Source organism: Kitasatospora sp. NPDC088783 (assembly GCF_044750705.1).
Taxonomy (GTDB): Bacteria; Actinomycetota; Actinomycetes; order Streptomycetales; family Streptomycetaceae; genus Kitasatospora; species Kitasatospora fiedleri.
Genome location: NZ_JBIVKJ010000003.1, coordinates 478,731 through 491,114 on the forward strand (window position 1 = coordinate 478,731; position 12,384 = coordinate 491,114).

At 72.9% G+C, this 12,384-nt stretch carries 10 protein-coding genes; 4 read left to right on the forward strand and 6 right to left on the reverse strand.

What is annotated here, in order from left to right:
- Positions 1-36: 36 nt before the first annotated feature.
- The 3 genes from ACIP60_RS10665 to ACIP60_RS10675 form a co-directional block, all read right to left on the reverse strand.
- On the reverse strand, positions 37-1,317 hold the full coding sequence (locus ACIP60_RS10665; RefSeq protein WP_400682192.1) for an Ig-like domain-containing protein: 1,281 nt from the start codon (positions 1,315-1,317) through the stop codon (positions 37-39).
- A gap of 190 nt (positions 1,318-1,507) precedes the next feature.
- Positions 1,508-1,834, reverse strand: a complete 327-nt coding sequence (locus ACIP60_RS10670; RefSeq protein WP_100836583.1) for a hypothetical protein — start codon at positions 1,832-1,834, stop codon at positions 1,508-1,510.
- A gap of 484 nt (positions 1,835-2,318) precedes the next feature.
- Positions 2,319-3,719 carry a cystathionine beta-synthase gene (locus tag ACIP60_RS10675; RefSeq protein WP_400682194.1) on the reverse strand — a complete coding sequence of 467 codons (1,401 nt, stop codon included), beginning with the start codon at positions 3,717-3,719 and terminating at the stop codon, positions 2,319-2,321.
- Positions 3,720-3,939: 220 nt separating this feature from the next.
- Between ACIP60_RS10675 and ACIP60_RS10680 the strand changes: the two genes are divergently transcribed.
- The 3 genes from ACIP60_RS10680 to ACIP60_RS10690 all read left to right on the forward strand — a co-directional run bounded on the left by ACIP60_RS10680 (position 3,940) and on the right by ACIP60_RS10690 (position 7,535).
- Positions 3,940-5,040, forward strand: a complete 1,101-nt coding sequence (locus ACIP60_RS10680; RefSeq protein WP_400682196.1) for an SGNH/GDSL hydrolase family protein — start codon at positions 3,940-3,942, stop codon at positions 5,038-5,040.
- 57 nt (positions 5,041-5,097) lie between these two features.
- Positions 5,098-6,318, forward strand: coding sequence for an acetyl-CoA C-acetyltransferase (locus tag ACIP60_RS10685; RefSeq protein ID WP_400682197.1), 1,221 nt, complete (start codon positions 5,098-5,100; stop codon positions 6,316-6,318).
- Between the two features lie 278 nt (positions 6,319-6,596).
- On the forward strand, positions 6,597-7,535 hold the full coding sequence (locus ACIP60_RS10690) for a hypothetical protein (RefSeq protein WP_400682198.1): 939 nt from the start codon (positions 6,597-6,599) through the stop codon (positions 7,533-7,535).
- Between the two features lie 107 nt (positions 7,536-7,642).
- Here the strand turns inward: ACIP60_RS10690 and ACIP60_RS10695 are convergent, their stop codons facing one another.
- Entirely contained in the window at positions 7,643-8,056 is a 414-nt protein-coding gene (locus tag ACIP60_RS10695) for a hypothetical protein (RefSeq protein ID WP_400682200.1), read from the reverse strand.
- Between the two features lie 114 nt (positions 8,057-8,170).
- On the reverse strand, positions 8,171-9,052 hold the full coding sequence (locus tag ACIP60_RS10700; RefSeq protein ID WP_400682202.1) for a Bax inhibitor-1/YccA family protein: 882 nt from the start codon (positions 9,050-9,052) through the stop codon (positions 8,171-8,173).
- A 169-nt stretch (positions 9,053-9,221) separates the two neighbouring features.
- Here ACIP60_RS10700 and ACIP60_RS10705 point away from each other — a divergent pair, with 169 nt between their 5' ends.
- Positions 9,222-9,749: a peptidylprolyl isomerase gene (locus ACIP60_RS10705; RefSeq protein ID WP_400682204.1), complete on the forward strand. Its 528-nt coding sequence runs from the start codon at positions 9,222-9,224 to the stop codon at positions 9,747-9,749.
- Between the two features lie 62 nt (positions 9,750-9,811).
- Here ACIP60_RS10705 and ACIP60_RS10710 read toward each other — a convergent pair whose 3' ends face one another.
- Positions 9,812-12,376, reverse strand: a complete 2,565-nt coding sequence (locus ACIP60_RS10710) for an ABC transporter permease (RefSeq protein WP_400682205.1) — start codon at positions 12,374-12,376, stop codon at positions 9,812-9,814.
- Between the last annotated feature and the right edge of the window lie 8 nt (positions 12,377-12,384).

The window sequence follows — 12,384 nt, forward strand, 5'->3', positions numbered from 1 at the left end:
CTTCCGTGTCCGAACCGTGCCCTCTCCGTGCACGCGTCAGACGGCGCTCCCGGCGACCCAGTCCGACCAGGCCATGTTCCAACCGTTCAGGCCGTTGCCGGGGTTGACGGTGCGGTCGCCGGAATTCACCACCTCGACCACGTCGCCGATCATCGAACTCGCGTAGAACTCCGCGGCGTCGGTGCGCGGGTCGTTCCCGCCCTGGACGTCCTGCAGCGCGATGCAGCCGTGGCTGGTGTTGTCGTTGCCGAACTGCCCGGCGGGCGACCAGTAGTTGCCGTGGATGAAGGTGCCCGAGCTGGTCAGCCGCTGGGCGTGCGGCACGTCCGGGATGTCGTACTCGCTGCCCAGGCCGACCGTGCTGGAGTTCATCCGGGTCTGCTGGTAGCGCTCGGAGATCACCAGTTTGCCGCCCCAGGTGCGGTGTTCGGGCGCGCCGCCGATCACCGGGTAGGTCGCGGTGACCCGCCCGTCGGTGCGGACGGTGAGGGTGTCGGCCTTCAGGTCGGCGGTGGAGACCTGGCTGCGGCCGATGGTGAAGCCGACGTCCTTGGACTGCGTGCCGTAGACGCCCTTGGCCCCGGCCACGTCCTTGAGCCGCAGCTTGAGGGTGACCTTGGTGCCCTTCGCCCAGTACTCGCGCGGGCGGAAGTCGAGCCGGGTGGCGTCGTACCAGTGGCCGACGATCTCCACCGGCGGGTCGGCGACCACGGTGATCGCCTGCTGCACGGCCTTCCGGTCGGTGATCGCCTTGTTGAAGTTGATCGACACCGGCATGCCGACGCCGACGGTGCTGCCGTCCTCGGGGGTGAAGTAGCCGACGAAGGTGTTGGCCGGGGAGGCGGTCGAGAAGCTGGCGTTGGCGTCGGCCGGGCGCTGCCCGGCGTCCACGGCGGAGGCGGCGACGGTGTACGCGGTTCCGCTGGCGAGCTGGTCGGTGGAGGTCCAGCTCGCGCCGTCGGCGGAGAGCTCTCCTCCTATCGGCTGCCCGGACCGGTCGGTGACGGTCACCGAGGTCAGGGTGCCGTTCAGCACGGTGACGGTGACCGGCTCGGTGAACGGTGCGGCGGTGACGCCGTCGGCGGGCTTGATGGTGATCTCCGCCACCGAGGCCTTCGGGCTGGTGGACGGGGTGGCGGAGGTCCCGCCCGCGGCGGGGGCCGAGCCGGAGGCGCTGGCGGGGCCGGACTTCCCGCCGCCGCCCGTGCAGGCCGCGACCAGCAGCACGGGGGCACCCAGCAACCCGGAGAGCACGCCGCGCCGGCTCCAGTTGCCGCCGCGCGGCCGGTCCTGCTTCTCCGGTGCGGTCACGTCCACGCTCCTCGTTCCAAGATCACGCATATATGTGCAGATCGTACGAGAGTACCCAAGCAGTGGGCAGAAAGGACAAAAGCCCGGTCCGGGGCTGCCGGACCGGGCTCTCGCACGGCTGGAACGCGGGCGGGACCCGCGTGTCCGGGACCCGCGTGTCCGGGACCCGGGGACGGGTCCCGGACGGGACGCGGTGTCACTGCACCTCGTACTCGTCCCAGCTCTCGTCGTCGGGGTCGTAGTCGGTGCTGGCGGACTCCCAGGTCGCGGAGGCGAGCTCCACGCCGGGGACGTCGCCGAGCAGGGCGACCGGGTCGACGAAGTGGGCGAGGGAACCGGTCGGGTCCACCTCGATCGCCTCGACGGCCTGGGCCCGCTCGTCGTCGTCCAGGTACTCGTCGTCGGAGACCTGGGTGAGCGCGGCGGCCTTGAGGGCCCCCTCGTCGGTGATCTCGGCGATCAGCTCGATGGTGAGGCGAACGTAGCGCGGTGCGTCCTGCTCGGGCAGGTCGGTGCTGGTCATGTCAGCGAGCCTAGGGCCTCGCACACCCTTCCGGAAACGAGACGGGGCCGGGAGCCGGACCCGGAGCCGGTACGGAGCGGGGTGCGGCGGCGGGCATGAGGAAGGGCCGGCCCGGGCGAACCCGGACCGGCCCTTCCTCCTCCGCTCGGACTCCCCCACCCGGGAGCTCGCGGAGCCGCGCCTCGCGGCGCGATCTCTGGCCGCGGGAGCCGCCGCACCCTGATGACAGGGGCGGGACGACGGCGCCTCCCACGGTCCGGACACGGTGGGCCGGGTCAGGGCCGACCGGTCGTGTCCTGGGTGACCGCTCAGGATGGGGAGCCGCTCCCGTCCTGTGCTGTCACCGCTCTCGGCTTCTTGCCGTGCTTCAAAGATGCCGTGCCCGTGTTAACCGGATGATGCGCAGCTGTGACGTCCGAGTACCAACTGTTCCGGGGCCCGGATTCCTCACCCGGACGGCGGGCGGAGCCGCCCGGGCGGGCGGTCAGTGGCCGGCCCGGGCGGTCAGGAAGGACAGCAGGTCCTGGCGGGTCACGATGCCCTGCGGCTTGCCCTCGACCAGCACCACCACCGCGTCGGCCTTCTCCAGCACCGCCATCAGGTTGGTCACCGACTCGCCGGAGCCGACCACCGGCAGCGGCTTCGACATCACCCCGTCGAGCGTGTCGGTCAGCTGGATCCGCCCGCTGAACAGGCCGTCCAGCAGCTCCCGCTCGACCACCGAGCCGATCACCTCGCCGGCCATGATGTCCGGGTGCCCGGCGCCCGGGGAGACCACCGGCATCTGCGAGACGCCGAAGTCCCGCAGCACCCGGACCGCCTCGGCGACCGTCTCGTTGGGGTGCATGTGCACGAACTGCGGGATGCCCTCGTGCTCGACGGCGTCCTTGCGGCCCAGCACCTCGCCGATGTGCGCCTCGTCGGTGGCGGTCGGCAGGAAGCCGTAGTCCGCCATCCAGTCGTCGTTGAAGATCTTCGACAGGTAGCCGCGGCCGCCGTCCGGCAGCAGCACCACCACCACGTCCTCCGGCCCCAGGTCGCGGGCCACCTCCAGCGCCGCCACCACGGCCATCCCGCAGGAGCCGCCGACCAGCAGGCCCTCCTCCTTGGCGAGGCGGCGGGTCATCTGGAACGAGTCCTTGTCGGAGACCGCGACGATCCGGTCCGCGACCTGCCGGTCGTAGGCGGTCGGCCAGAAGTCCTCGCCGACGCCCTCCACCAGGTAGGGCCGCCCGGTGCCGCCCGAGTAGACCGAGCCCTCCGGGTCCGCGCCGATCACCTGCACCTTCCCGCCGGAGACCTCCTTGAGGTAGTTGCCGGTGCCGGAGATCGTCCCGCCGGTGCCGACGCCCGCCACGAAGTGGGTGATCCGCCCCCCGGTCTGCTCCCACAGCTCCGGGCCGGTGGAGTGGTAGTGCGAGGCCGGGTTCTCCGGGTTGGAGTACTGGTCCGGCTTCCACGCGTTCGGGGTCTCCCGGACCAGCCGGTCCGAGACGTTGTAGTACGAGTCCGGGTGCTCCGGGGCGACCGCGGTGGGACAGACCACCACCTCGGCGCCGTACGCCCGCAGGGTGTTGATCTTGTCCGTCGACACCTTGTCCGGGCAGACGAAGATGCAGCGGTAGCCCTTCTGCTGGGCCACGATCGCCAGCCCCACCCCGGTGTTGCCGCTGGTGGGCTCGACGATGGTGCCGCCGGGCTTGAGCGCGCCGGAAGCCTCCGCCGCCTCGATCATCCGCACGGCGATCCGGTCCTTCACCGAACCGCCCGGATTGAAGTACTCGACCTTCGCCAGCACGGTGGCGCTGATCCCCTCGGCGACCTTGTTGAGCTTCACCAACGGGGTGTCGCCGACCAGCTCGATGATCGAATTGTGGTACCGCACGGGGGTCCTCCCGGTCCGTGGCATCACTGTTCTGCCGAAACCCCCAGCCTAGGCCCCCCTCCGCGCCCCGACCGCCCCGCGCGGCCCCCGCCGCCGGGGTGCCCGCGGTGCGGCGCGGTCCGGCGGGCGGGTGGTTCTGCGGGGGCGGGCCGGTACGGCGGCGCGGTCGGGGGGTATCCAGGGTGGTAGCGGTTGTGCGGAGCGGAGAGGGGGTGGGCCCATGGCCGGCTCGCAGGCGTCGAGGGCCCGGGTGGCGCGGCGGATCGCCACGGCGGCGGCGTACGGGGGCGGAGGGCTGGGGCTGCTGGGGGTGGGGCTGGCCGGGGTGCTGCTGACCGAGAGCCGGATGGCGGTCCGGGCGATCGGGGTGCTGGACGGGGAGCCGCCGTTCGCGGACGGGGTGTACGGCGAGGGTTTCGCCGATCCGCAGGACGCCCGTCGGCCGCTGGTGCTGGCGTTCCTGGGTGACTCGACGGCGGCGGGGCTGGGGGTGCAGCGTTCGCAGGAGACGCCGGGCGCGCTGCTGGCCTCGGGGCTGGCCTCGGTCGCGGAGCGCCGGGTGCGGCTGGTGAACGTGGCGAAGTCGGGGGCGCGCTCGTCGGACCTGGTCCGGCAGCTGGAGGCGGCGCTGGCGCACCGGCCGGACGTCGCGGTGGTGATGATCGGCGCGAACGACGTGACCCGGCACGCCCCGGCGGCCCGCAGCGTGCGCGAGCTGGGCGAGGCGGTGGGCGCGCTGGTCTCGGCGGGCTGCCGGGTGGTGGTGGGCACCTGTCCGGACCTGGGCACCATCAAGCCGGTCCGGCCGCCGCTGCGCTGGGTGGCGCGGCGGGTGAGCCGGCAGCTCGCGGCGGCGCAGACCATCGCGGTGGTGGGGGCGGGCGGGCGGACGGTCTCGCTGGGTTCGCTGCTGGGTCCGGAGTTCGCGTCCCGGCCGGAGCTGTTCGCCGAGGACCGCTACCACCCGTCCGCGCAGGGTTACGCGACGGCGGCGATGGCGCTGCTGCCCTCGCTCTGCGCGGCGCTGGGGCTGTGGCCGCAGGAGTCGCCGGAGGCGGGCGGCGTGGTGGAGCCGCAGGCGGTGCTGCCGGTGGCGGTGGCGGCCGCGGCGGCGGCGGGGCGTTCGGGCACCGAGGTGACGGCGGCGGGTCCGGTGAACGGCACCTGGCGGTGGGCGACCTTGAAGCAGCGGTTCCGGCTGGCCCTGCCCGGCGGGGAGGACGCCGCGCCCGCGCAGGTGGCGGGCGGCCGTCCGTCGCGGGCTATCGCGTCGGCGAACTCACATCCGGAGGCGGATGACGCCGGAGCTACCAAGCGGTAACTTTCCCGGGGAGATCCACCGGATCGCGTCCCGAGGTCACTCAGCGAGGAGCCCGCCATGCCCGAAGCCGTCATCGTCAGCGCCGCCCGTTCGCCGATCGGCCGGGCGTTCAAGGGTTCGCTGAAGGACGTCCGCCCGGACGACCTGACCGCGCAGATCATCGGCGCCGCGCTCGCGAAGGTCCCGCAGCTGGACCCGCGGCAGATCGACGACCTGATGCTGGGCTGCGGCCTGCCGGGCGGCGAGCAGGGCCACAACCTGGCCCGGATCGTGGCCGTCCAGATGGGCATGGACTACCTGCCGGGCGCGACGGTCACCCGCTACTGCTCGTCCTCGCTCCAGACCACCCGGATGGCGCTGCACGCGATCAAGGCGGGCGAGGGCGACGTCTTCGTCTCGGCGGGCGTGGAGACCGTCTCGCGCTCGGTCAACGGCACCTCGGACGGCATGCCGGGCACCACGAACCCGCTGTTCGACGAGGCCCAGGCGCGCACCAGGCACCGCGCCGAGACCGGCGGCGGCGAGTGGCACGACCCGCGCGAGGACGGCCTGCTGCCGGACGCGTACATCGCGATGGGCCAGACCGCGGAGAACCTGGCCGCGCTGAAGGGGATCACCCGGGCCGAGCAGGACGAGTTCGGCGTGCGGTCGCAGAACCTGGCCGAGGCGGCGATCGAGGCCGGTTTCTGGCAGCGCGAGATCACCCCGGTGACGCTGCCGGACGGCACCGTGGTGAGCGCGGACGACGGCCCGCGCGCGGGCGTGACGCTGGAGGGCGTGTCCGGCCTGAAGCCGGTGTTCCGCCCCGACGGCACCGTGACGGCCGGTAACTGCTGCCCGCTGAACGACGGCGCGGCGGCGCTGGTGGTCATGTCGGACACCAAGGCGCGCGAGCTGGGCATCACGCCGCTGGCCCGGGTGGTGTCCACCGGCGTCTCCGGCCTCTCCCCCGAGATCATGGGCTACGGCCCGGTGGAGGCGTCCAAGCAGGCGCTGCGGCGGGCCGGGCTGTCGATCGGCGACATCGACCTGGTGGAGATCAACGAGGCGTTCGCCGCCCAGGTCATCCCGTCCTACCGGGACTTGGGCGTGGACCTGGACCGGCTGAACGTGAACGGCGGCGCGATCGCGGTCGGCCACCCCTTCGGCATGACCGGCGCCCGGATCACCACCACGCTGATCAACTCCCTCCAGTGGCACGACAAGCAGTTCGGCCTGGAGACCATGTGCGTGGGCGGCGGGCAGGGCATGGCGATGGTCATCGAGCGCCTGAGCTGAGCGCTGTGACGCGCGTCTCACCCGTCTGGAGTGACGCAGCGTGATTGAGGGCCGGATCACACCCGAGGTGTGATCCGGCCCGTTTTTCGTCCTTCCGGGACCGGATTGTCGACGCACCGGATTGGATCAACTCCGCAGCGTAGAAAGGTATTACCTAACAATTTGAGGACAAGTGGGAAAGACGCTGACAAATCCGACATCAGCCACTGCAGTAACGGCCGCCGATACGGCAGTGTGGAGGCGTAACCCCGTTCCGCTCCTCGTTGGGAGTACGTTCCGTGAGCGCCGTCTTCCTCTCCCTGCTGCTGGTACTGATCGCCCTGACCACCGCTGTCCTGCTCCACCTCCGCGCACTGGCAAGGAAGTTGGCAGACCGGCAGCCGAACCCGCAGTGGGACGAGGCGCTGATACGCCGCGCCGTCGCCGAAGCCCTGGCCGCCGACCGGGAGCGGGAGATCACCGAGGCCCGGGCGTTCTGGGCCGAGCAGGAGGCCCGCGCCGCCGAGGACTCCCCGCTGTTCGACACCCCGTTCACCACCATCGGCGAGGACTGGCCGATCTTCTTCCCGCGCCCGACCGGGCCGCAGGAGGCCGCCGACAACGGCGTGATGGACCCGGAGTTCGGCGAGGCGCTGCGGCACGCGCTGGAGGACCTGATCAAGGACGCCCCGGCGGACGGCGGCCCGGCCGGCGGCGCCCGCGCCCCGCACCCGGCCCACCCCGCACACCCGGCGCACCCCGCGCAGGGCGGCGGCTTCCCGGCGCCCGGCGACAACGGCGACGTGCAGGCCCGCCGGGAGGCCGACCTGCTGGCCACCGGCCTGGAGGCCGGGCTGCTGGACGCCGAGGGGGAGCCCGCGACCGCGCCCGACCCGCGCCGGCACCCCTCGCACCCGGACTTCATCCCCAGCCCGACCCCGTCCCGCGAGTGGACCGACGACCGGCTGGCCGCGCTCGCCGAGGAGCGGATCGCGCTGACCGACGTCCGCCCCGGCCCGCTCGGCACCCTGGACGTATACGCCTTCGCCGACGGCACCACGCTCTGCGTCGCCCCCGGCGACCGGGAGGCCGCCTACCGGCTGATCGACGCCGTCCGGGCCGGTGAGGACGTCCGGCTGCTCGGCGGGTCCCGGTTCTCCGGCTCGTACTCGCTGACCTTCTCCACCGACGACGAGACGGTCTACGTGCTCGCCGACCGGGTGGTCGCCTCGATCTGACCGCCCGCCCGCGCCCGCGACGGGGCGCCGACCGCCCGGCAAGGGGTTGCCCGGGCCGGCTCGGCGCCCCGTCGGCGTTCCGGCGCCCGGGCGGCCCTGACGGGGCGTCAGGCGGTGAGCCGGTCGGTCCGCTCGACCTCGGCGAGCGCGGCGGCCAGCGCGGCCGGCGCGTCCGGGTGACCGGTGCCCGCGGCGAGCGCCAGGTCGTGCCCGGTGACCGCGAGTTGGTCGCCCACCGCGAACGCCCCGCAGTCGGGCACCGCCAGCGCGGGCAGGCCCTCCAGCGCCCGGGCCCGGTCGGCCAGCCGACCGGCCAGGTCGAGCGCGGCGGCGGCCCGGGACGGGTGCCCGGGGACGACGGCCAGCAGGCGGCTCTGCGGCATCGCCCGGAAGCGGTCGGCGAGCCGGTCGACGGCGGCGGTCAGCCGGGCGGCGTCGGCGGCGAGGTCCTCGGCGGGGAGGCCCTCGGCGGGCGGGCGCTCGGCGGGGAGCTGCGGGGCGGCGGGGAGGTGCTCGGACATGCCCCCGAGCGTAGGCCCTCGCCCGGGCGCGCGGCGGGCCCCGGAGGATCGTTCCTCCGGGGCCCGCCGCGGTCGCGGTCCGCGCCGTGCGGCGCGGTCGGTCGTGCGGCGCGGTCAGTCGTCGCCGCGCAGGATGGCGATCAGGCGCAGCATCTCCAGGTAGATCCACACCAGCGACAGCGTCAGGCCGAAGGCGGCCCGCCAGGCCTCCTTCTCGGGGGCGCCCTGCCGGATGCCCTCCTCGATCTCGGCGTAGTCCAGGGTGAGGAAGAACGCGCCGAGCGCGATGCCGATCAGGCCGACCACGATGCCCAGCGGGCCCGAACGCAGGCCGAAGTCGGCGCCGAAGAGCATCGCGACCAGGTTGACCAGCATCAGGAGCAGGAAGCCCATGGCGATCGTGAGGCCGATCCGGGTGTACCGGGGGGTGACCCGGATCCGGCCGCTCTTGTAGGCGATCAGCGTGGCCGCGAACACCGCGGCGGTGCCCAGCACGGCCTGGATGGCGATGCCCTCGAAGAGCGTCTCGAAGGCCTTGCTGAGCGCGCCGAGGAAGAAGCCCTCCAGCGCCGCGTAGGCCAGGATCAGGCCGGGGTTGACGCTGCGCTTGAAGCTCACCACCAGGCCGATGACCATGGCGACCAGGGCGGCGCCGATCGCCGGGGCGAAGTTGTCCACCGGCACGGTGAACCAGGCCACCGCGCCGAACGCGACCAGGGTGAGCAGCGTCATGGCCGTGCGGGCCACCACGTCGTCCATCGTCATCCGGCCGGTCCGGGCCGGACCGGCGGACGGCGCGCCGTACATCGCGGCGAGCTGGTCGTCCGTCAGCGGCGGCTGCCCGGCGGCCTGCGGGCCGCCGTACGGGCCGCCCGCGTACGGGGACCCGTAGGCCGGCTGCCCGGGCTGGGCGGCCGTCTGCGTGCCGAACCCCGCGTACTGGTTGTCGCGGGTGAAGGACCCCTCCCGCGAGAAGACCGGGTTCCTGCTTCTCATCACATTCCCTCCGGGGCGGCACGGCACCACCCACACAGAGCACAAGAGTAATGGTTTGGCAAAGTATTCCGCGTCGGTCGTGAGGATGATCCGTGTCGGCTGCGCGGGGGGCCACCGAGGGGGCAGGGTGGGTGGCGCAACTGACGCATACCCAGAAAGGCGGCCCCCGATGGCCGAGGAGCTGTACGCCACGCTGAAGACCAACAGGGGCGACATCGTGATCCGGCTGCTGCCGGACCACGCGCCCAAGACGGTCAAGAACTTCGTGGAGCTGGCGACGGGTGAGCGCCAGTGGACCGACCCGAACACCGGGCAGCCCAGCAACGAGCCGCTGTACGACGGCACGGTGTTCCACCGGGTCATCGAGGGCTTCATGATCCAGGGCGGCGACCCGCTGGGCAACGGCACCGGCGGCCCGGGCTACGAGTTCGCCGACGAGTTCCACCCGGACCTGGCCTTCACCAAGCCGTACCTGCTGGCGATGGCCAACGCGGGCCCGGGCACCAACGGTTCGCAGTTCTTCGTCACGGTCGGCGCGACCAGCTGGCTGACCGGCAAGCACACCATCTTCGGCGAGGTCGCGGACGAGGCCAGCCGGAAGGTCGTCGACGCGATCGCCACCACCGCGACCAACCCGCGCAACGACCGCCCGGTGCAGGACGTGGTGATCGAGAAGGTCGCGATCGAGACCCGCTGACCGGTCCGGCACCGGGAAGCCGCCCGCCCCGCAACCGGGACGGGCGGCTTCCCGGCGTCGGGTCAGTCGGTCTTGATACTGGTCAGGATGTCCATCCGGGCGGCCCGGCGGGCCGGCCAGAGGGCGGCGACCATGCCGACCAGGGCGGCGAGGGCGAGGAAGAGCAGCACGCTGCCGTACGGGATCACGGTGGTCAGTCCCTTCAGTTCGGAGGCCAGGGTCCGGGTCGCGGCCCAGGCGAGGAAGCAGCCGAGCAGGACACCCACGAAGGCGCCGAAGACCGAGATCACCACGGACTCCAGGCGGATCATCCGCTTGATGCCGCGCCGCTCCAGGCCGATCGCCCGCAGCATGCCGATCTCGCGCTTGCGCTCGAACACCGACATGGCGAGCGTGTTGACCACGCCGAGGACCGCGACGACCACCGCCATGCCGAGCAGGCCGTACATCAGGTTGAGCATGGTCGAGATGATCCGGCTGAACTCGTCGACCATGTCCTTCATGGTCCGGACCTCCATCACCGGGTTGCGGCCGGTGGCGTCCTTGATCGACTGCTTCAGCGCGTCGGTCGGGCCGTCGACGCCCTTCACCAGGATCTGCTGGACCAGCGGGTCGGGGTCGTAGCGCTCGACCAGCTGGTTGGGGGCCAGCACCGGGGAGACCCCGTCGTTGCGCTCGAAGACGCCGCCGACGGTGAGCGTCACGGCCTGGCCCTTCGGGGCGGTGGCCGACAGGGTGGAGCCGACCGCGAGGTGGTGGGTGGCGGCGAACTCGTCGTTCACCAGCACCTGGCCCTGCTTGAGCGCCCCGGTGGAGCCGGAGGCCATGGTCAGGCCGACCAACTGGTCGAAGGTGTCGGCGTCGTAGCCCTCGATCGCCTTGGCCTGGTCGGAGCCGTCCAGGTGCCACCAGACGTTGTCGACCCGGCTGACCGCCTTGACGCCCTTCGCCCCGGCCACCAGCCCGGTCAGCTCGGGGGACAGCTGGCGGCCGTTGGCCATGGCGACCACGTAGTCGGCCCTCATCGACCCGGCGACCATCGAGGTGACGGCGCTGGTGACCGAGTTGCCGATCACGGTCAGCGCGGTGACCAGGGTCAGGCCGATGGTCAGCGCGGCCGCGGTGCTGGCGGTGCGGCGCGGGTTGCGCACCGCGTTCAGCCGGGCCAGCTTGCCGGGGGTGCCGAACAGCCGGGCCAGCACCGGGCCGACCAGCGCGATCACCGGCCGCGACAGCAGCGGCAGCAGCACGAACACGCCGATCAGGGTGACCGGGGCGCCGAGCTCCAGCAGGTGCTGGGCGCCCGAGCCGCTGCCGTTCGCACCGGCCAGGATCAGGCCCAGCCCGGCGCCGGCCAGCAGCACCCCGATCGTGTTGCGGATCAGCAGGCCGCGCTGGGTGCTGGGCTGCTCGCCGCTGCTCATCGCCGCCACCGGGGGGATCCGGGAGGCCCGGACGGCCGGCAGCAGCGCCGACAGCACGGTGACCACCACGCCGACCACCAGGGTGGCGACCACCGTCGCCGGGGCGACCACCAGCGAGCCGGTGGGCATGCCCTCGTCGAAGGCGTGCAGCAGGGACTGCAGGCCCGCGCCGATGCCGACGCCCGCGAGCAGGCCGCCGGCCGAGGCGACCAGGCCGATCGCCAGCGCCTCCACCAGCACCGACCTGGTGACCTGGCCGCGGCTGGCGCCGACCGCCCGCAGCAGCGCCAGCTCCCGGAGCCGCTGGGCGATCAGCATGGTGAAGGTGTTGACGATGATGAAGACGCCGACGAACAGCGAGATGCCGGCGAACACCAGCAGCATGGTCTTGGTGTTGCTGACCGAGTCGGCGACCATCCGGGTCTGCTCGTCCTTGAGCTCCTGGCCGGTCTGCAGCTCGACGCCGTCGGTGCCGGTCTTCGCCCGGGCCTGCTCCAGCAGCGCCCGCTCGGAGGTGCCGGCCCTGGCGGTGAGCACCACCGAGCTGAACCGGCCCGGCTCCAGCAGCTCCCGCTGGGCGGTGGCGGTGTCCATCAGCACCAGGGTGCCGCCGGAGGTGACCTGCGGGTCGTCGGTGGTGAAGACGCCGGTCAGCACGGCGTCCCGGGCGGCGCCGTTGCCGGCCACCCGGACGGTGTCGCCGAGGTGGTAGCCGGCCTTGTCGGCGGCCTGCCGGTTCAGCGCGATCTCGCCCTCGGCGCGCGGTCCGCGGCCCTCGGCCATCGGGTAGCGGGTGTCCGCGCCGGAGGCGTCCGGGACGAAGTTGGCACCGCGGGCGCCCCAGACCTGGCCGACCAGGTCGCCCTTCTTGTCGGCGACGCCGGTGAAGCCGGAGACCACGCCGCGGGCCCGCTCGGCGCCGGGCAGCGCGGCCAGCTGCTGGACGGTGTCCTGGGTCAGCGAGTTCCGCTCCGGCCGCGGGGCGTCGCCGTCGGCGGGGCCGCCGTCGTCCGCGCCGGTGGCGGAGACCAGCACCGAGACGTCCGAGAAGCTGGTGGAGTAGCTGTTGCGCATGGCCTGGCCCATGGTGTCGGAGAACACCAGGGTGCCGGCCACGAAGGCGGTGCCCAGCAGCACGGCCAGTACCGTCATCAGGAGTCGGCCCTTGTGGGCCAGCACGTTGCGCAGTGCGGTGCGATGCATGGGGGTCA